The sequence below is a fragment of the Aquitalea sp. S1-19 genome, from assembly GCF_024343515.1.
Window position 1 is genome coordinate 23,224 of record NZ_RJTZ01000019.1, and the last position, 17,105, is coordinate 40,328.

General features: G+C 59.2%; 23 protein-coding genes and 1 pseudogene. 23 read left to right on the forward strand and 1 reads right to left on the reverse strand.

The features are described from left to right. Positions 1-11 precede the first annotated feature (11 nt). The 11 genes from fliS to flgJ all read left to right on the forward strand — a co-directional run bounded on the left by fliS (position 12) and on the right by flgJ (position 7,174). On the forward strand, positions 12-410 hold the full coding sequence (fliS, locus tag EGI20_RS04795; protein WP_124736322.1) for a flagellar export chaperone FliS: 399 nt from the start codon (positions 12-14) through the stop codon (positions 408-410). Next, positions 391-672, forward strand: a complete 282-nt coding sequence (locus EGI20_RS04800; protein ID WP_498630084.1) for a hypothetical protein — start codon at positions 391-393, stop codon at positions 670-672. Before fliS ends, EGI20_RS04800 begins: the two co-directional genes overlap by 20 nt. After that, positions 669-1,766: a flagellar hook-length control protein FliK gene (locus EGI20_RS04805; RefSeq protein ID WP_498630086.1), complete on the forward strand. Its 1,098-nt coding sequence runs from the start codon at positions 669-671 to the stop codon at positions 1,764-1,766. The genes EGI20_RS04800 and EGI20_RS04805 overlap by 4 nt, the downstream gene beginning before the upstream one ends. An 8-nt stretch (positions 1,767-1,774) precedes the next feature. Next, positions 1,775-2,221, forward strand: coding sequence for a flagellar basal body-associated FliL family protein (locus EGI20_RS04810; RefSeq protein ID WP_498630088.1), 447 nt, complete (start codon positions 1,775-1,777; stop codon positions 2,219-2,221). A gap of 5 nt (positions 2,222-2,226) precedes the next feature. Next, positions 2,227-2,910, forward strand: a complete 684-nt coding sequence (locus EGI20_RS04815; protein ID WP_498630089.1) for a FliA/WhiG family RNA polymerase sigma factor — start codon at positions 2,227-2,229, stop codon at positions 2,908-2,910. 17 nt (positions 2,911-2,927) lie between these two features. Then, complete coding sequence (gene motA / locus EGI20_RS04820) at positions 2,928-3,794, forward strand: flagellar motor stator protein MotA (RefSeq protein ID WP_124736326.1); 867 nt, start codon at positions 2,928-2,930, stop codon at positions 3,792-3,794. 10 nt (positions 3,795-3,804) lie between these two features. Next, a complete protein-coding gene (locus EGI20_RS04825; protein WP_498630091.1) occupies positions 3,805-4,785 on the forward strand; it encodes a flagellar motor protein MotB in 981 nt (326 codons plus the stop codon). Positions 4,786-5,001: 216 nt separating this feature from the next. Beyond that, a complete protein-coding gene (locus EGI20_RS04830) occupies positions 5,002-5,691 on the forward strand; it encodes a Crp/Fnr family transcriptional regulator (protein WP_498630093.1) in 690 nt (229 codons plus the stop codon). A gap of 61 nt (positions 5,692-5,752) precedes the next feature. After that, positions 5,753-6,022, forward strand: a complete 270-nt coding sequence (gene flgM / locus EGI20_RS04835) for a flagellar biosynthesis anti-sigma factor FlgM (RefSeq protein ID WP_498630095.1) — start codon at positions 5,753-5,755, stop codon at positions 6,020-6,022. Beyond that, complete coding sequence (locus EGI20_RS04840) at positions 6,019-6,444, forward strand: flagellar protein FlgN (protein ID WP_498630097.1); 426 nt, start codon at positions 6,019-6,021, stop codon at positions 6,442-6,444. Before flgM ends, EGI20_RS04840 begins: the two co-directional genes overlap by 4 nt. Beyond that, positions 6,431-7,174 carry a flagellar assembly peptidoglycan hydrolase FlgJ gene (gene flgJ, locus EGI20_RS04845; RefSeq protein WP_498630099.1) on the forward strand — a complete coding sequence of 248 codons (744 nt, stop codon included), beginning with the start codon at positions 6,431-6,433 and terminating at the stop codon, positions 7,172-7,174. The genes EGI20_RS04840 and flgJ overlap by 14 nt, the downstream gene beginning before the upstream one ends. On the opposite strand, the gene flgA is transcribed toward flgJ, so the two are convergent. Then, positions 7,158-7,823: a flagellar basal body P-ring formation chaperone FlgA gene (flgA, locus tag EGI20_RS04850; protein ID WP_498630101.1), complete on the reverse strand. Its 666-nt coding sequence runs from the start codon at positions 7,821-7,823 to the stop codon at positions 7,158-7,160. The two genes, flgJ and flgA, sit on opposite strands and share 17 nt — an antisense overlap. A gap of 133 nt (positions 7,824-7,956) precedes the next feature. Here flgA and flgB point away from each other — a divergent pair, with 133 nt between their 5' ends. From flgB to EGI20_RS04910, 12 genes and pseudogenes are all read left to right on the forward strand, one after another. Then, positions 7,957-8,316, forward strand: a complete 360-nt coding sequence (flgB, locus tag EGI20_RS04855; protein ID WP_124736332.1) for a flagellar basal body rod protein FlgB — start codon at positions 7,957-7,959, stop codon at positions 8,314-8,316. A 3-nt stretch (positions 8,317-8,319) separates the two neighbouring features. Then, complete coding sequence (gene flgC / locus EGI20_RS04860; RefSeq protein ID WP_160794547.1) at positions 8,320-8,736, forward strand: flagellar basal body rod protein FlgC; 417 nt, start codon at positions 8,320-8,322, stop codon at positions 8,734-8,736. After that, positions 8,736-9,428, forward strand: a complete 693-nt coding sequence (locus EGI20_RS04865; protein ID WP_498630104.1) for a flagellar hook capping FlgD N-terminal domain-containing protein — start codon at positions 8,736-8,738, stop codon at positions 9,426-9,428. The genes flgC and EGI20_RS04865 overlap by 1 nt, the downstream gene beginning before the upstream one ends. A gap of 2 nt (positions 9,429-9,430) precedes the next feature. Continuing rightward, positions 9,431-10,612, forward strand: coding sequence for a flagellar hook protein FlgE (locus tag EGI20_RS04870; RefSeq protein ID WP_498630106.1), 1,182 nt, complete (start codon positions 9,431-9,433; stop codon positions 10,610-10,612). A 7-nt stretch (positions 10,613-10,619) separates the two neighbouring features. Beyond that, positions 10,620-11,345, forward strand: a complete 726-nt coding sequence (locus EGI20_RS04875) for a flagellar basal body rod protein FlgF (protein WP_498630108.1) — start codon at positions 10,620-10,622, stop codon at positions 11,343-11,345. Positions 11,346-11,360: 15 nt separating this feature from the next. Then, positions 11,361-12,149, forward strand: a complete 789-nt coding sequence (gene flgG, locus EGI20_RS04880; RefSeq protein WP_124736337.1) for a flagellar basal-body rod protein FlgG — start codon at positions 11,361-11,363, stop codon at positions 12,147-12,149. 5 nt (positions 12,150-12,154) lie between these two features. Next, on the forward strand, positions 12,155-12,790 hold the full coding sequence (gene flgH, locus EGI20_RS04885) for a flagellar basal body L-ring protein FlgH (protein ID WP_498630110.1): 636 nt from the start codon (positions 12,155-12,157) through the stop codon (positions 12,788-12,790). Further along, positions 12,775-13,896: a flagellar basal body P-ring protein FlgI gene (locus tag EGI20_RS04890; protein ID WP_498630111.1), complete on the forward strand. Its 1,122-nt coding sequence runs from the start codon at positions 12,775-12,777 to the stop codon at positions 13,894-13,896. Before flgH ends, EGI20_RS04890 begins: the two co-directional genes overlap by 16 nt. Before the next feature lie 9 nt (positions 13,897-13,905). Beyond that, entirely contained in the window at positions 13,906-14,247 is a 342-nt protein-coding gene (locus EGI20_RS04895) for a flagellar biosynthesis protein FlgJ (RefSeq protein ID WP_498630113.1), read from the forward strand. An 83-nt stretch (positions 14,248-14,330) separates the two neighbouring features. Next, the gene (gene flgK / locus EGI20_RS04900) at positions 14,331-15,698 is read left to right on the forward strand and encodes a flagellar hook-associated protein FlgK (protein ID WP_498630115.1); all 1,368 of its coding nucleotides are present in this window, start codon (positions 14,331-14,333) and stop codon (positions 15,696-15,698) included. A 10-nt stretch (positions 15,699-15,708) separates the two neighbouring features. Further along, positions 15,709-16,605, forward strand: a complete 897-nt coding sequence (gene flgL, locus EGI20_RS04905) for a flagellar hook-associated protein FlgL (RefSeq protein WP_498630117.1) — start codon at positions 15,709-15,711, stop codon at positions 16,603-16,605. An 8-nt stretch (positions 16,606-16,613) separates the two neighbouring features. Beyond that, positions 16,614-17,105, forward strand: a pseudogene (locus EGI20_RS04910) (hypothetical protein); the annotation flags it as partial.

The window sequence follows — 17,105 nt, forward strand, 5'->3', positions numbered from 1 at the left end:
GGGGCGGGAAAATGGATTACGAAGCGTATCGCAATTATCACGCAGTGAATCTGGAGTCGCAGACCAGTCAGGCATCGCCGGTCGAGCTGGTACTGGTGTTGTTCGATGGACTGATGGAAGAGCTGGCGCGGGCGCGAGCCCATATCGAGCACGGTCGCTATGAGGAAAAGGGCGACAGCATTACCAAGTGCATCAATATCCTGAACGGCCTGTCCGGTGCACTGGATTTTGATAGCGGTGGCGAGGTCGTGACCAATCTGGCCCGCCTTTACGATTACTGTGCCTACCGGCTGTATGACGCAAGCGTCAAGCTGGAGGTGGGGCAGATTGATGAAGTTCTGGCTTTGCTGGCCCAGCTTAAGGGCGGCTGGATCGGGGTAAGGGATCAGCATGAAGCCGCACACCCCTGACCCGAGCGCACTGATCCATGCGGCCGAAGCGTGCGACTGGACGCGGCTGGCACAGCTGGATTTGCAGTTGCAGCATTATCTTGCCCAGCCCGACGTCACGCGCGAGCTGGCCTTATTGCTGGCTTTGCGCGAGGCATATCGCGAAGCTGCCGCCATTTGCAGCGCCCATAGCGCACAGCTGGCGCGGGAAATGGCACTGCTGGCCTCCTCACGCGAGGGGCAGCAAGCTTATGCACTTTTCAGTGAGTCGGAGCTTTTATGATGTCGCCTGCCTTGTCTGTGGTGCCGGCACGCCCGGAAGCTGTGCCCGTCACTCCGCCTGTCGCATCCTGCGACGCGGCGAGCCCGGACGACCTGCTCTTTTCCGGTTTGCTGGCAAATTTGCCGCAGGAAGAGCAGCTCCCTGGCGAAGAAACCGAGCCCAAAGGCCCTCTGCTTGAGGCCGCTGGCAGTATGGGCGTGCCTGCACCTGCATTGCCAGCCATGACCATGATGGCCATCGCCATGATGCCCCCCAGAGAGGTAGAGGTAGGGTCGGGCGTGTTACCGGCCGATCAGGGTGTTGAAGGTGTGGCCATCGAGAGCCGGCATGCAGCCGCGCAGGCCGCTGTCCCGGTTCGTGCGGGCGAGACGGCTGTGGGCGCTGCTTTGTTGCACGGGTTGCCGGCGGCTGATTTTGCTTCTCATTTATTGCGCCAGGCGGCAGCGCCTGCTCAGTCGCTGCCGAGTCCGCCGTCTGTGCCGGCAAGGGAGGCGGATTCGTCTTCCGTATTGTCTGGCGAAATTTCGCCTAGGTTTTCACCTTCGTTGCCGCTAGCGCTTGCCGATGGCGAGATGAACAGGCTGGCCATCGCAAGCGATGCCGGAATGGGCGTTCTCTGGCCGACAGGAGCTAAGGCGGCGGCATCGTTGCCGGAGTGGGCGCCACTCTCGCTTGATGCCGGCAAGAGCGCCAGTTGGGGCGAGTCCTTGCGTAGCGCATTGGGCGAGCGGCTGCAGCTTCAAAGCGCTCATGGCATGGATAAGGCGCTGATCAGGCTGGATCCGCCGAAGCTGGGTGCGCTGGAAATCAGCATACGGCATGAGGGCGGCGGGCTGTCGGTACAGCTCACGGCTTCCAACCCTGATGTAGTCCGGCAGTTGCAGACTATAGGTGAGGGCTTGCGCCAGGATCTGGCGCAGCGTCAGTTCTCCCAGGTCAGCGTTGATGTGCGTGAAGGTCAGGCCGGCACCGGTCAGGGACATGGACGACAGGGTGGGCAGCAGCAGAGCGGGCAGACGCCAGGCAAGGCGCTGGCCGAGGCAGATATCCCCGGTGAGGTGTTCGAACTGGGGCAGGGTTTCAGCAGGGTCTGAGGTTTTTCATGAATAAATCGGTAGTAATCGGCGTAGTCGCCGCGCTGGTGGCGGTGCTGGCAGGTGGCGGCGGCATGTACTTCTGGATGGGGACTTCCACGCATGCCAAGGCGGCAGAGCCTGCGGCACCCGTGGTCAAGGATGGCCGGTTTGTCAGTCTGGACAAGGTTATCGTCATGCTCAAGGGTAGCGAAGGGGCGAGCCAGCAGTTTATGGCGATAGATCTGGTGTTTCGCACATCGGACAAGCAAGAGGCTGAGGTCAAGGCACAATTGCCGTTTTTCCGCAGTATTGCCGTGCGTTCCCTGTCGCAGCTGGGTGCGGCGCAAGCCAGCTCCATGAGCGTCGATGCTTTCCAGCAGCGCCTGGCTCAGGCATACAAGACGACGTTTGCCGGTGAGGGGCGAGCGATGCCGTTCTCCGAGGTCATGGTTGCCAAGCTGATTATCGAGTAACGCGCATGTACGCCGATTACGCAGAAACGGTGTGGCAGGACGAAGGCAGCCAGCTGGATGCCTATTTGCCACTGGTCAAACGCATCGTGCGCCAACTGTCTTCGCAGTGTGCGGCCGTGATCGAGCGCGAGGATATGGAACAAATAGGCCTGATGGCCTTATTGGAGTCGCTGCGGCGTTATGGGGTGCCGGATGAGCGTTTTGCCGGCTTTGCCGTCTTGCGCGTGCGCGGAGCGATTCTGGACGAGTTGCGCCGCCTGGACTGGCGGCCGCGTGCGGTGCGTCAGGATGCGCACAAGATACGCGATGGTTTGCGCGAGCTGACGCGCAAGCTCGGGCACGAGCCTGGCGAGGCCGAGGCTTGTGCCTTGCTGGGTCTGAGCGCGCAGGCATATGGAAACGCCATGCAAGCCGAGAGTGCCGAGGCTATGGCCAGCCTGGACGAGCTGTTGGCGGCCGGGCATGAGCCGGGGGGGATGTCGCGTCCGGATGAGGCCTTGCTGGACCGCTTGAGTCTGGCACAAGCCCTGCGCTTGCTGGATGAGCGCGAACAACGTGTGATCCAGCTGTATTACGAATTCGACCTGAGCCTCAAGGAGATCGCGCTGGTGCTCGATCTGACCGAGGCACGTGTATGCCAGATCAACAAGGCCGCGCTGAAAAAAATGAAAATGCGGCTTGCCGCCTGACCCCCTGAAAGCAAAACATGCAGCAACTACTCGGTATTTTCATTGTCCTCGCCTGCGTATTCGGCGGCTTCATGATCCATGGCGGCTCCTTGGCGGTATTGTGGCAGCCGATCGAATTGCTGATCATTTGCGGTGCAGCCTTGGGAGCCATCGTACTGGGCAACCCCGGTCATGTCCTTAAGGAAATGGTCGGCCAGCTCAAGCGTGTCATCCTGCACAAAAAACAAGGCGCAGAATTTCAGCGCCAGCTGTTGCTATTGATGTACGAGTTGCTGATTACCGCCAGCCAGGGCCTGAAGGCACTGGACGAGCATGTGGAAAATCCGGCGCAAAGCCCGTTGTTTACCCGTTATCCGCTGGTGCTGGACGAGCCGAAATTAATGGCCTTTATCGTTGACAACTTCCGCCTGATGGCCATGGGCAAGATCAATGCCCATGAGCTCGAAGGGGTGCTGGACCACGAAATCGAATCCATCGAGGAGGAGCTGGAGCAGCCATCCAAATCGTTGCACAAGATTTCCGAGGGCATGCCCGGCTTCGGGATTCTGGCTGCGGTGCTGGGTATCGTGATGGCGATGAACAGTGTGGGCGCCGGCGCAACGGCTGGCGAAATCGCTGCCAAGGTGGGCGCGGCGATGGTGGGGACCTTTATCGGTATTTTCTTCTGCTACGGGGTGCTTGACCCCTTGTGCAATATGATGCACCAGCAGGTGAAGGAAGAAATGTCCAATTTCGAATCGGTCAAGGTGGTGCTGGTCACCCATGTGGCGGGCAAACCGCCGCTGTTGGCCATCGATGCCGGTCGTCGTCTGGTGCAGCTCAATACCAAGCCCAGCTTCTCGCAACTGGAATTGTGGATTAATGCGCTTGAAGGTGTGAGCTAAGGAGCGGGCAATGGCCAGAAAAGACGAGCACCACGAAAGCACCATTATCAAGAAAGTCTCCAAACGCGGGGGCGATGCCGGCCATGGCGGGGCTTGGAAGGTGGCTTTTGCCGATTTCGTACTGGCCTTGATGTGTCTCTTCATGGTGTTGTGGGTGCTGGCGGCACGCGATCAGGAAAATCTGGAAAAGGTATTGAACGCGGGCGGTGCGACCATGACGGCGGAAGGTGGTTCGGTACGACTGGATCACGCGGGAAATCCTAAAGGAAGCCTGATTCCGCGTGACCCGATTCCGGGTCAGCCGCAAAGCGACAGCCGTGCCCAGACCCAAGTCAAGAGCAGCAGCCAGCCCTCGGCGCTGAACGATTCTGCCGGTGCGCGCCAGCGTGTTGACTCCGAGCAGGCGATGCAGAAACTGGCGCGCATGATGACGACGCTTTCGATCGAAGCCGGATTGGCCGGCAATATGCAGGCGGTGGTCACGCCTTATGGTTTGCGCATTCTGCTGCATGACACCGATGAGCAGGGGATGTTTGAGCGCAGCAGTTCCGCGATCAATGAGCGTTTTCGCCTGTTGCTGGTCAGGATGGGGACGATGTTTCGTGGCATAGAAAACCAGTTGCTGATTGTCGGGCATACCGATTCGCTGCAGTTCCGTAACCAGAGTCATGCCGCTTTTTCCAACTGGAGTTTGTCCAGCAATCGGGCGATGACTGCCCGTGCCCACTTGCTGGATGGCGGCATGCCTAAGGACAGCATCTTGCAGGTGGTCGGCATGGCGGATAGGGCACCGCTGGATCGTGCGAACCCGGCGGCGGTGGCCAATCGGCGTATCGAGATGCTGGTGTTGACGACGGAGCAGGCACATCAGGTGTCCGCCATGTTTGGTATGCCCGGGCGGACGGAAGCATTGATGCCCGGCGTCAACTCGGCCCGGCCGGATGTGACTCCTGCCTCGGTGCTGCAAGAACGCTTGGTCAAGGCGCACTGATGTCTGGCTAAGTGTGTTGTTGCGATGCAATAAAAAATAGCAGTATTAAGTGTTTTGTTACACTCATGTCATTCAATGCGGTATTATCGCAAACATTGGTTATCAATACCTGTTGTTATTAAACAATGTTAGTGAAAAACCGCCTGATTACTGCCAGATTTCTTAATAGTTTCTGCTGCGGTATTCTGTTGTCATGGCAAGTGTAAAGCAGAAATCGTGACCCGAAATAATGACAATATCCGGCAACAGGTCGCGCAATGCGATTTTTTTGCCGAGCTGGACGAAGCCGCATTGGCGCGCTTAATGGATGTGGGAATACCGTTGCGCTTGCGTAAAGGGGAGACCTTATTCCGTGAAGGGGATGTGCTCGACGCTATTTATGTGCAACTGTCCGGCCGTATTCAGTGCTGTGCCGAAGATGGGAGTGGCAAGCGTTTTGTTTTTCTGTTCAGCAAGCCCGGCGATGTATTGGGGGAAGTCTCCTATCTGGATGGCGGTGGCAGTGCATGGGGCTGCTGTGCCGATGAAGAGTGCGAGCTGCTGAGGTTCCGCCGTCAGGACTTGATGATGGTGTTCGATGACAAGGATGGTCTGCCTTGTGCCGTCAGCCGGCAGCAAATTCTTTTGCGTCTGGCCGGCATGGTGCGAACCATGTCGCTGGTGGCCCGCAATCTGGCCTTGCTTGATGTCTACGGCCGTATCCGCATCTTGTTCGGCGAGGTGATGGTTGAAATAGATGGCGCATTGCAGCTGGAAAAACCTTTTACGCAACAGGAAATAGCCGAACGTATCGGCTCTTCGCGCGAGATGGTGGCGCGTATCCTTAAAGAACTGGTATACGGCCATTACATCCGTCTGGATAACCGCCGCATCACCTTGCTTAAACCTTTGCCGGAACAGTTTTAAGTTTTTGCCGGCTGCTGTCGCCTTATCTAGGTAAGAGGTTCAAGGATAAACGAGGCAAGAGATGCGTATCACACCACAAAGAACAGAACTGCGCGAACTGCCCGCCGGCAAGCGTACCGGTGCGCCCGCTTCTCCCATGCCGGCCGAGGTGAAGCAAGGCAGCGCGGAGTCTGCGCGTATTACGCCTGCGATGAATGCGCTTTCCGCCATGGCGGAGGTAGATATGGATAAAGTCGCCGCGATTCGTCAGGCGCTCTCGCGCGGTGAAATTGGTTTTGATGCGGATAAACTGGCCGGGCTGATCGCCCGCTACCATGGCAATCAGGGATGATGAACGCGGCAGTGCTCAAGCAGTTGATGGCCGGCATTCAGGCTGACCGTAGTGCTTACGCAGAGCTCGAGCATCTGCTGGAAGCGCAATTCGGCGCCATCGTGCGTTGTGATGCGCCCCGGCTTGCATTGCTTGCCGAAAACATTCTGCAACTCAGTGCAACGCTGGATGGCAGTCGCTGTGAGCGCGAGCGTTTGTTGCGGGATGCATTGGGTGTTAGCAGGCTGACTTCAATCGAACAGGTGTTTATGCGTTTGCCCGCCGATATCGCGACGCGCTGCCGGGCACATTGGGAAGCCTTGTGTATCAAGGTGCAGCATTGCCAGTCGCTGAATACGCGCAATGGCCGGCTGATGAGCGAGCAGCACGGCTTGTTGACCCGGGTGATGTTCGGTGACGAGGATGTCTATGTTTCTGCCTGAGTCCCGGCGTTTGCCATTTTTGGTGGCGGGGGAGATGCCGGCTGCGGCCACTCTGCCTGCGCCGGCCCCTGGCGCTGCCGGCCAGTTTTCCGCACTTTACCGGCAAACCCGGCAGGAGGTCAGTGACTATATCCGTCACGGAGAATCCGAGGCGATGCCGGCGCTTTCACCTGATGGTGCCTGGCTGCATAGCCGGCTTGCCATGGTGGGTGAGGCTGGCGCTGCGCGCGCCGTTTCGCTTGCAGGGTCGGCGGAGGATTTTGCCAGCGCCGTTTTGCCTTATGCGCGTCAGGCAGCCAGCGCATTGGGCGTGGCACCGGAGATTGTCGCGGCACATGCGGCGCTGGAGTCCGATTGGGGGCGTCGCCCCATCGTGCGCGAGGACGGCGCGAATAGCTTCAATTTGTTCGGTATCAAGGCGGGGGAGGGCTGGCAAGGTGAGCGCACCCGCAGCATGACTCATGAATTCGTCGACGGGCAGGCGCGCAAAAGCGTCGAATCCTTTCGCGCCTATCCCGATTACGCCGCAGCCTTTAACGACTATGCGCGTCTGATTTCCTCAAACCCGCGCTATCGTGCCGCCCTGGGGGTGGGAAGTGATGGCGCAGCCTATGCCCGTGCGCTGGCGCAAGGTGGCTATGCTACCGATCCGGATTACGCCGCCAAACTCAGTAGTGTGGTGACGTCCTTGCGCCAGCGCCAGGCGCGTGCCACTACTCCAGCGGGCTAACGACCCCCGCCGCGCTGACTCTGGCCGGGAAAATCCGGCCGCTGGCCAGATTCCTTACCCGTATGATATCCCCTGCCTTGCCATGATTTTGCGCTTCTGCGCTGACCCTGACTTCTATACCGGGGCGACTGGCGATGATGTCTATCTTGTCGCCGCGTCTGATCAGCACGCGCCCATCCCCTGATCTGGATGGCGCTGACGGGTGAGTCGGTTCGACTCCTGCGTCTTTCTTGCTGTCTTGCGTGGCTATTTCTTCGCTGCGACTCCCCTTTTGTGTCTTGTCGGGCGTGGCTTCTGTTTCTGGCGTCTGCGGCGAAGACGCGAGGATTCTGGCGCGTACTGTCCATATGCTTTGCCACAGGCCGGGGCAACTCACGGCAAAACGCATGCGCCCGGGGTTGCGGGTGTCGATATTGCGTATTTGCAGCATGGACGGGCAAGGAGGCAGGCGGTCGGCTTCGCGTGGCGGGATAAAGCTCAGTTGGGTCGCTGGCGGCTTTTCGCCGGCTTTTGCCTGCGACAGCAGTGCCTGGTTTGCCGCGATATCGAGTTGTTGGTGTATGGCTGGCGTGGCGGCAAGCGCACACTTGGCCAGACATAACAAGCCAAGCGTCAGTGCCTGGCGGTAGGGCTTCGTGAATATTGCCATTCTGGCTGTCTTGGTAATTATTACATGTACGTATCTCGGGGGGCTTATTAATATCCCCTATCAATTTTACCGGTTTATTCTTAACCAGTATCTTGAGTCATAGCAACGGTATTGAACATGGCTAGGGGTGTCAATGGGGATAGCTTTTGACAAGGCGCTGGGTATTCATCCTGAAGCGCTCAAACTGAGGGCGGAGCGTACACGCATTCTGGCATCTAACCTGGCCAATGAAAGCACGCCCGGTTACCAGGCTCGCGATATCGATTTTTCTGCTGCGCTGGAGCAGGCGACGAGCGGCGAAGGCGATATGGAGATGGCGCTGGATACGGCAGCAAAATACCGTACGCCCAATCATGCATCGCTGGATGGCAATACGGTGGAACTGGGTGTCGAACAAGCTGAGTTTGCCCAGAATACCAGCGATTTCCAGACCAGCCTGACTTTCCTGAATATGAAATTCAGGGGCTTGGCCAAAGCCATTTCGGGGCAATAAATCATGTCTTTCAGGGATATTTCCCGCATCGCGGGTTCGGCCATGACGGCGCAGACCATTCGCCTGAATACCATCGCCAGTAATCTGGCCAATGCCGAGTCTGCCTCGGGCTCGGAGGCCGTGGCCTATCGCGCCCGCAAGCCAGTGTTTGCCGCCATGGCACAAGGGGGCGCGGATGGCTGGCAAGGCGCGACAGTAGCGGTGCTGGATGTGGTCAAAAGCCCGGCGCCACTGCGCAAGCTGCATGAGCCGGGCAACCCGCTGGCGGATGCGGACGGTAATGTGTTCTACCCCAATGTGAATCCGGTCGAGGAAATGACCGACATGATGGCGGCCTCGCGCGCTTTTCAAACCAATGTCGAAGTGATGACCCGGGTACGCTCCATGCAGGGCGACCTGCTCAAGATGGGAGAAGGCTGATGGCAATTTCAGGCGTGACAGTCGATGAGCGGCAAACTGGCGGACCCAAGGGGGAGGCGCCGGTTGCCAAGGCTGCCGGTCAAGCCTTGGGCGATGCAGACATGTTCATGACTTTGCTGATGGCGCAGATCAAGAATCAGGACCCGTTGTCGCCCAGCGACCCTGCCCAGTTCGTCAACCAACTGGTGCAGATGAACCAGATGCAGACTTCGCTTTCCATGTTGTCCGAGCTCAAGGGCAATGCCCTGATGATGCGCGAGCTGCAGGGCTTAGCGCTTGGGGGGCAGGTCGGGCATCTGTCGCGGGTTTCTACCAATAAGCTTGAACTGTCGAGCGATTCGGGCCCGCTTAGCGGCCACCTGACGCTATCCGGTGCGGAAAAAGCGGTTTCGGTGACGCTCACGGCAGCGGATGGCAGCCAGACCAAGGTGGATCTGGGCGCGCAGCCGGAAGGCGCGTCTGCTTTCAGCATTGATCCGGCGGCGCTGAAATTGCCTGCCGGCCGCTATGAGGTCAGTGTGCAGACGGCATCCGGCAAAAAACCGATGCTCGAGTTCGAGGCGCGTATCGAGAGTGTGCGCCTGCCCGTGTCCGGAGGCGAACCCTTGCTGCGCCTGGCAGGTCTGGGCGAGTTTCCCGCTTCTTCCATTACCCAGTTGCGCGGTTCGGCTACCCGCGACGCTCAAGGATAGTCATGAGTCTAGAAATCGCAGTTTCCGGCATCAATGCTGTCAGCAGCCAGCTGGACAGTATCAGTAACAATATTGCCAACGCCTCGTCCTATGGCTACAAGACTGGCCGCACCAACTTTGCCTCGCTCTATGTGGGCTCGCAGGCGATGGGTGTCGGTATCTCCTCCAGGACGCAGGATATTGCCCGCATGGGTGGGATGCAGTCGACCGGACGCCTGCTGGATGCGGCCATTGACGGTAGCGGCTTCTTTATTACCCGTGGCAGCGACGGCTCGGACCAGTACACGCGGGTCGGCATGTTCAATACCGACAAGGACGGTTTTCTGGTCGACGGTTCGGCGCGACGCGTGCAGGGCTATGCCATGAATGCGGCAAATGGTGCGATGGGAGCGCTGGGCGATCTTAAAATCCCATCCGGCCAGATCCCGGCCATGGCCAGCACTGCGCTCAAATACACCGGTAACCTGTCTACCGCGTGGACGAAGATGACCGGAACCTTCGATAAGAACGACCCGTCGACTTTCAATGCCTCGACCGTCTCGGTGGTGTATGACTCGCGTGGCGACAAGCATAACCTGACCCAGTATTTTGTCCGGACGGGAGACAACGAAGTCCAAGTGCAATATACGCTGGATGGCAAGCCGGCCGGCGCGCCCGCTACGCTGACTTTCGGCGCAGATGGTCAGCTGAACGTGCCTGCCATCAACTCTCTTGCCCTGGGTACGCCTGCGGGTGCTGCTCCGTTGACGGTCAATGTCGACTACTCGGGTACCACCTTGTTTGCCGGTGAAAGCACCACCTTGGCCAATAGCGTTAACGGCTATGCCTCGGGTGTGATGACCGGGGTCCGCATCGAAAGCAATGGCGAACTGGTCGCCCAATACAGTAATGGCCAGCGCATGGCGGTCGGGGTATTGGCCATTGCCAACTTCCCCAACGAGGCCGGGCTATCGCCGGTATCCGGTGCCAGCTGGATAGATTCGCCCGCTTCCGGTACCGCCGTAGTGTCGGTGCCGGGTAACGGCAAGGCTGGCGTGCTGGCGGCTGGCGTACTGGAAGGCTCCAACGTCGATATGACCGGTGAACTGGTGAAACTGATGAGTGCGCAGCGCAGCTATCAGGCCAACACCAAGGTGATTACGGCCGAGAGTCAGGCGATTCAGGCCCTGATGCAGGCAATCTAAGGCGATTATGGACGCGCTGATATTTACCGCCATGAGCGGAGCCAACCGTGCACTCAAGGCGCAGCAGGTACATGCCAATAATCTGGCCAATAGCGAAACGGGCGGTTTTCGCGCCGATTTTGGCGTGGCCCGCAGCCAGGCGGTAGCCGGCAGCGGTTTTGATGCCCGCCATGTGACAAGGCTGGAACCCTCTGCGGTCAATAGCAGGCCCGGTGCGATTCATGCGACCGGGCGCGAGCTGGATGTGGCGATCGAGGGCGAGGGCTTTCTGGCGGTGCTTGATGGCGGGCAGGAGGTGTATACCCGCGCCGGCAGTCTGGATGTTGGTGCCGATGGCACGCTGAGCGTACAGGGCCGGCCGGTGCTGGGCGATGGCGGTGCGATCACGCTGCCGCCATTTAGCCAGTTGGCGATTGCTGCCGATGGGACTTTGTCGGTGCAGGCGCAGGGTGAAACGCTGATGCAGCCGGTAGCCAAGCTCAAGTTGGTCAGGCCGGTGCCGGAAGAGCTGAGCAAGAATGGCAACGGTTTCATTATCAGCCGTGCAGGCGGGACTTTGCCGGCAGACGATACAGTGCGCGTCAAGGGCGGGCATCTGGAGCGCAGCAATGTGTCGGCGGTCGAGGAAATGATTGCGACCATGGCTTTGGGGCGCGATTTTGAATTGCAGATGAAAATGTTCAATACCGCCAGTGAAATGGCCGATGCCGGCAATCGTCTGGTGCGCGGCTAAGCCAAGGAGAAGATCATGAATCCGGCTTTATGGATCAGCAAGACCGGCATTCAGGCGCAGGATGCGCGCCTGGGGGCGATTGCCAATAATCTGGCCAATGCCAATACCGTGGGTTTCAAGCGCGACCGGTTGGTATTCGAAGACTTGTTTTACCAGATCGAGCGCCAGCCCGGTGCACAGGTCGATGCCAATAATCTGGCGCCTTCCGGCGTGCAGTTCGGTAATGGCACACGCTTGGCCGGCACGCAGAAGGTGTTTACCGGCGGGGCGATTTCCACGACCGGACAAGCCATGGACGTGGCCATTATCGGTCAGGGTTTTCTGCAAGTGCAGATGGCCGACGGCAATACCGGCTATACCCGTGCGGGGCAGCTGCAGGTCAATGCCGAAGGGCAACTGGTGACCGCGCAAGGGCTGCCGCTGGTGCCGGCCATGACGCTGCCGGCTAATGCCACATCGGTCACCATCAGCGAAAGTGGTCAGGTGTCTGTCGGCGTGCCCGGCTCGACCCAGTTGCAGGCTGTGGGGCAGTTGACGCTGGCCAGCTTCGTGAATCCGACCGGCCTGCTGGCCTTGGGCGGCAATCTGTTTCAGGAAACCGATGCCAGCGGCGCACCGGTCGAGGGCAATCCGGGTGCGGATGGCATGGGCAAGCTCAAGCAGGGCGCGCTGGAAGGTTCGAATGTGCAGGTGGTCGAAGAAATGGTTGAAATGATTGCGGCGCAGCGCACCTACGAGATGAATACCAAGGTGCTGTCAGCAGCCGACAATATGATGCAGAACCTGGCCCAGTCGGCACGATGAGATACATGTTCTGGCTTGGCCTGGTTTTGCTTGCAGGTTGCGCCCAGATGCCGCAGGTCAGGGAGAGCGAGCCCGAACTGCCGCCAGTACCTTTGGCCAGTGCCAAAGGCAGCGGCGGTGGCGTGTTTTCGGCTTATGGTGCGGCGTCGCTGGTGGCGGATAAGCGCGCGTTTCGTCCGGGCGATGTACTGACGGTGGTGCTGGAAGAAACCACCCAGGCGAGCAAGCGTGCCGGTACCCAGTTCGACAAAAAGTCCGGGGTGGACATCAGCCCGGCTGTGATCGGCAGCAATACCTATAAGACCAATGTCGGCATCGATGCCGGGCGTAATTTCAATGGCGCAGCCGCGTCATCGCAGCAGAACAGCCTGTCCGGCTCATTGACGGTTGTCGTGCAGCAGGTATTGCCCAACGGCCTGATGCTGGTCAAGGGTGAAAAGCAGCTGACCCTGAATCAGGGCGAAGAGTATTTGCGCCTGGCCGGTTATGTCCGCGTCGATGATGTAGACAGCAATAACCGCATTTCCTCGCAACGCATTGCCAATGCCCGCATCGGTTACGCAGGGCGTGGCGCCTTGAGCGATGCCAACGCCGCCGGCTGGCTGATGCGGGTGTTCAATAGTCCATGGATGCCGTTCTGAAAGGCCAGTTGATGCCGTTCTTTCCCCTGTTGCGCCTGCTGCTGTTATGTGTGCCTATGCTTGCGCAGGCGCAGCTATTGCGCAATCTTGTCAGTATTGAAGGTATACGCGAGAACCAGTTGATAGGTTACGGTATTGTCGTCGGGCTGGATGGCTCGGGCGACAATGCCCAGGTAAAGTTTTCCGGCCAGTCGGTCGCCAATCTGCTGAATCAGTTCGGCCTGAAACAGCCGGAGAGAGGCGACACCAAGGTCAAAAATGTGGCTGCGGTGATGGTGAGTGCGGTATTGCCGCCCGGTTACCGCAAGGGGCAGACCGTAGACGTGAATGTGTCGTCGCTGGGGGATGCCAAGAGCCTCAGGGGAGGCACCTTGCTGCTGACCACGCTTAAAGCGGCCGATGGCGAGGTCTATGCGCTGGCTCAGGGGAGCGTGGTGGTGGGCGGCTTGTCGGCGCAGGGCAAGAGCGGCTCCAGTGTCACCGTCAATACCCCGACTTCCGGGCGCATTCCCAATGGCGCTTCGGTCGAGCGCGAGATCGTCACCGATTTCGATGCAGGGCCCAGCATCCGTCTGAGCCTGAAGCGGCCCAATTTCCAGACCTCGACCAATATCGTCAATACCATTAACCGCCAGTTCGGCGCGCTGGCCTCGACCCGTGATGCCACCTCGATCGAGGTGCTGGCACCACTTAACCCGACCGAGCGGGTTGCTTTTGTTGCCCGTTTGGAGCGGCTGAATATCGCCACCGGCGACGAGCTGCCGCGCGTGGTATTCAATTCGCGCACCGGCACCGTGGTCATCAGTCAGGGCGTGACCGTGCGCGCCGCCGCCGTGTCGCATGGCAGCTTGCGGGTGATTATCGGCGAGCAGGATGCGGTCAGCCAGCCGAATGCCTTTGCCGGCGGGCGTACCGAAGTCGTACCGCAATCCCAGGTGCAGGTGGCCGAAGGCAATGGCCGCATGTTCCGCTGGCCGGCCGGCGTAAAATTGCAAAGCATTATCGATACCGTCAACAGCATAGGTGCGTCGCCGGACGACATCATGTCCATCCTGCAGGCGCTGGATCAGGCCGGCGCGATAGATGGCGAGCTGGTAGTCATTTAAGGAAAGACCATGCTTAAAACCCATATGCAGAGTGCTCTGCCGCTTGCGAGCGAAGTCGTGGCCGATACGCAGCCTGCCGTGGCCGATGCCGCGTGGCAGCAAAAAGCAGCGCAGGCGGCCGAAGCGTTCGAGGCGGTGTTTGTGCGCGAAATGTTCAAGGACATGGATAAGGGAACGCAGGCGATTGCCGGCGAACAAGGCCTGTTCGGCAAGGGCAGCGGCAGTGAGCTGTCCGGTATCGCGCAGATGGCAGTTGCCGACCAGATCGCCCGTTCGCGTGCTTTTGGTGTGGCGGATGCCATTTTACGCCAGTTGACCCCTGCCTCTGTCGTGCAGGAACTTAAGGATTAGTCCTTTATGGTCGCTCTTGATGGGCAGGGCGTGGCTTCTGCGGCCCGGTTTGCCACGACAGCTATCGATAACGAGTCCATATTATGCGCATGACCAGCAATGCACTGTCCGGTGCCAGTGCGGCCCAGGCCGCGCTAAATACCATCAGCCAGAATATTTCCAACGTGATGACTCCGGGCTATTCGCGCCAGAGTGTGGTGTTGTCGCCGTTGTCGGCCGCCAGCGGCGATCGCCTGAGCGCCGGCTCCGGCGTGGATGTTCTTGCCATTCACCGCTACAGCGATACCTATAAAAACCTGCAGATGTGGCAGGCACAATCACAACAGGGCCAGCTTGCAGCTTCACGCGAATATTTCCAGCAACTGGAACAGGTGATGGGCAGTAGTGGTACCAGCTTGTCGGCTGGTCTGGACAAATTCTATGCCGCTCTGAATGCGGTCAGTGTCGAGCCGGCTTCCCTGCCTTTGCGCCAGCAAGTCATTAGTGAGGCCGACGCACTGGTGCGCCGCAGCGACAATCTCAACCGGGTGTTGAATGTACAGTTGGCATCGGTGGGCGAGCAGCGCGCAGCCGTGGTCGGCCAAATCAATTTGTTGTCGCAGCAGGTGGCACAGTTAAATCAGAAAGTGGCCGCAGCCGAGGCGATGAGCAGCAATGTAGCCGGCTTGCTGGATGAGCGTGATCGCCGGATCGACGCCTTGGCCGCGTTGGTTGATGTGCGCGTGACTACGCTGGGTGATGGCAGCAAGAGCATCAGCTTGCCGGGGGGGGCGCCTTTGGTGGTAGGTGATACGGCCGCTGCACTATCGGTCGAGCCGCAGCAGGATGGCTCCCAGCGCTTGACCTTGCAGTTTGCCAATGAGCGCTTTGTGTTGAGCGACGAGCGCGCCGGCGGCACGCTGGGGGGGCTGGGCGACTATGAAAAAAATGTGCTGCGCCCGCAGCTGACGGCAGTCAAGAGCCTGATGGGCCAGCTGGCGACGCGGACAAACGAGGTGCTGGGCAAAGGTTTTGATTTGCAGGGTAATCCAGGCGAGCGGTTATTTATTATCGGCGCGTCTGATGGCTCGGTCAGGCTGGCGTCGCTTAAGGCCGAAGAGCTGGCTTTTTCCTCTATTGCCGGCACGCCGGCCAATAGCGGCAATCTGAATGCACTGATCGGTATTCGTGAAGAAAAGGTGGATATCGCCGCTCTTGGCAAGGTGAGCTTTGGCGATGCCTATGCGCAGCTGGTCGGGCAGCTGGCCATTGCCAGTCAGCAGAACAAGGCTTCGCTGGGGACGGCTAAGGCCGTGCGTGCCGAGGCCGAGAGCGCATGGAAGTCGACCAGCGGCGTGCGTAGCGACGACGAGGCGGTTAACCTGATCGAGTTTCAGAAAATGTATCAGGCGAATATGAAGGTGATCGCCGTGGCTGGCGAGCTGTTCGACAGCACGCTGGCCATTTTGTAAGGAGTTGAAGATGCGTATCGCCAGCACCCAGTACCACAGTGCCATGAATGCCGTGATGCAGGACAATAACGCCAAATTGGCCGAGCTTGGGCAGCAGATGTCATCGGGTAACCGTCTGAATGTGCCCTCCGATGATCCGATAGCCAGCGTGCGCCTGCTGCGTCTGGAGCGCGAGGAGGCGGCCATCGGCCAGTATCTTTCCAATATCACTGCGCTTAGCACGCGCTTGTCGTTGAACGAGGCGCATCTGGATAGCATCAGCAATGACATGATGCAGATGCGTGACTTGCTGGTGTGGGCGGCCGATGGCAGCAATACGGCTGCCGATCTGAAGGCCATGGGCAGCTCGCTTAAAAGTCTGCGTGATAGTCTGGTGTTTTCTGCCAATGTCCGTGACCAGGAGGGGCGCTATCTTTTTTCCGGTACAGCCAATGATAAGCCTGCCATCCAGCGTGATGCCACAGCCGGTGTGTATAGTTTTGCCGGCAATGAGGAGACGATCCCGGTGGTTGTGGGGCATGGCGTCAGTCAGGTGTCGAATACCACGCTGGCGCAGTTGCCCGACATGCTCAACCAGCTGGAAGCGCTGATTGTGAAGCTGGACGATCCTGCCTTGACGGCGGCGGCCGTGGGTGATGATGTGCGCAAAACCTTGGGTGTGCTGGATAGTGCGCACCAGATGATAGGCAGCAAGATCGCCCAGCAGGGCGGGGCGCAGAACATCATCAAGATGATGGCCGACAACCACAGCAACGTCAGTCTTGCCAACCAGAAAAATGCAACCGATATCGGCCGGCTCGACTATGCGGAGGCCTTCATCAAAATGAATGCCTACACACTTGCCCTGCAGGCAAGCCAGAAGGCCTACGGCAAGGTCAGCCAGCTGACCTTGTTTAATGTGATCTGAGGACGGATATGCGCTCCTTGTTGACGACACTGGATACGCCGGCACTTGGCAAAAAAGGCCGGCTGGCCGAGCCCGTTGTGGCTGCTGCGCGTACAGGGTCGCTATCCGCCACCGCTGACACGGAAAACCGTGGCCAGCGCGAATCAGCGGTGTCGGGCTGGCGTTATAGTACGCAGTTGAATCAGCAATTGACGAGCGCCCAGCAATCGCTTGATTTTGTTGATCAGCTATTGCGCCGTCTGGAACTGCTTAAGTCCGATTTGGGGCGCGAACTGGGCAGTCGGCGCATTGAAAAAGAGCCCTTGCAGGCCAGAACCGATGAAGTCGGGGCGCAATGGGCGCAGCGCGAGGCAAAAACGGATGGCACGCTGGACGGGAAGCTGCATTTCCAGGTAACCGGGCAAGTGCGTCAGCGTTTTTCGCTACGCGGTATGGATCTTTCTGCGCTGACCCAGGGCAAGGCGGAAACCCTTGTACTGATCGGGCCGGAGCGCGGCGTG

Excerpts from the sequence above, each read along its gene's own strand:
- fliS (WP_124736322.1), top strand. The coding sequence starts at position 12 with ATGGATTACGAAGCGTATCGCAATTATCACGCAGTGAATCTGGAGTCG.
- EGI20_RS04800 (WP_498630084.1), top strand. The coding sequence starts at position 391 with ATGAAGCCGCACACCCCTGACCCGAGCGCACTGATCCATGCGGCCGAA.
- EGI20_RS04805 (WP_498630086.1), top strand. The coding sequence starts at position 669 with ATGATGTCGCCTGCCTTGTCTGTGGTGCCGGCACGCCCGGAAGCTGTG.
- EGI20_RS04810 (WP_498630088.1), top strand. The coding sequence starts at position 1,775 with ATGAATAAATCGGTAGTAATCGGCGTAGTCGCCGCGCTGGTGGCGGTG.
- EGI20_RS04815 (WP_498630089.1), top strand. The coding sequence starts at position 2,227 with ATGTACGCCGATTACGCAGAAACGGTGTGGCAGGACGAAGGCAGCCAG.
- motA (WP_124736326.1), top strand. The coding sequence starts at position 2,928 with ATGCAGCAACTACTCGGTATTTTCATTGTCCTCGCCTGCGTATTCGGC.
- EGI20_RS04825 (WP_498630091.1), top strand. The coding sequence starts at position 3,805 with ATGGCCAGAAAAGACGAGCACCACGAAAGCACCATTATCAAGAAAGTC.
- flgM (WP_498630095.1), top strand. The coding sequence starts at position 5,753 with ATGCGTATCACACCACAAAGAACAGAACTGCGCGAACTGCCCGCCGGC.
- EGI20_RS04840 (WP_498630097.1), top strand. The coding sequence starts at position 6,019 with ATGATGAACGCGGCAGTGCTCAAGCAGTTGATGGCCGGCATTCAGGCT.
- flgJ (WP_498630099.1), top strand. The coding sequence starts at position 6,431 with ATGTTTCTGCCTGAGTCCCGGCGTTTGCCATTTTTGGTGGCGGGGGAG.
- flgA (WP_498630101.1), bottom strand. The coding sequence starts at position 7,823 with ATGGCAATATTCACGAAGCCCTACCGCCAGGCACTGACGCTTGGCTTG.
- flgB (WP_124736332.1), top strand. The coding sequence starts at position 7,957 with ATGGGGATAGCTTTTGACAAGGCGCTGGGTATTCATCCTGAAGCGCTC.
- flgC (WP_160794547.1), top strand. The coding sequence starts at position 8,320 with ATGTCTTTCAGGGATATTTCCCGCATCGCGGGTTCGGCCATGACGGCG.
- EGI20_RS04865 (WP_498630104.1), top strand. The coding sequence starts at position 8,736 with ATGGCAATTTCAGGCGTGACAGTCGATGAGCGGCAAACTGGCGGACCC.
- EGI20_RS04870 (WP_498630106.1), top strand. The coding sequence starts at position 9,431 with ATGAGTCTAGAAATCGCAGTTTCCGGCATCAATGCTGTCAGCAGCCAG.
- EGI20_RS04875 (WP_498630108.1), top strand. The coding sequence starts at position 10,620 with ATGGACGCGCTGATATTTACCGCCATGAGCGGAGCCAACCGTGCACTC.
- flgG (WP_124736337.1), top strand. The coding sequence starts at position 11,361 with ATGAATCCGGCTTTATGGATCAGCAAGACCGGCATTCAGGCGCAGGAT.
- flgH (WP_498630110.1), top strand. The coding sequence starts at position 12,155 with ATGTTCTGGCTTGGCCTGGTTTTGCTTGCAGGTTGCGCCCAGATGCCG.
- EGI20_RS04890 (WP_498630111.1), top strand. The coding sequence starts at position 12,775 with ATGGATGCCGTTCTGAAAGGCCAGTTGATGCCGTTCTTTCCCCTGTTG.
- EGI20_RS04895 (WP_498630113.1), top strand. The coding sequence starts at position 13,906 with ATGCTTAAAACCCATATGCAGAGTGCTCTGCCGCTTGCGAGCGAAGTC.
- flgK (WP_498630115.1), top strand. The coding sequence starts at position 14,331 with ATGCGCATGACCAGCAATGCACTGTCCGGTGCCAGTGCGGCCCAGGCC.
- flgL (WP_498630117.1), top strand. The coding sequence starts at position 15,709 with ATGCGTATCGCCAGCACCCAGTACCACAGTGCCATGAATGCCGTGATG.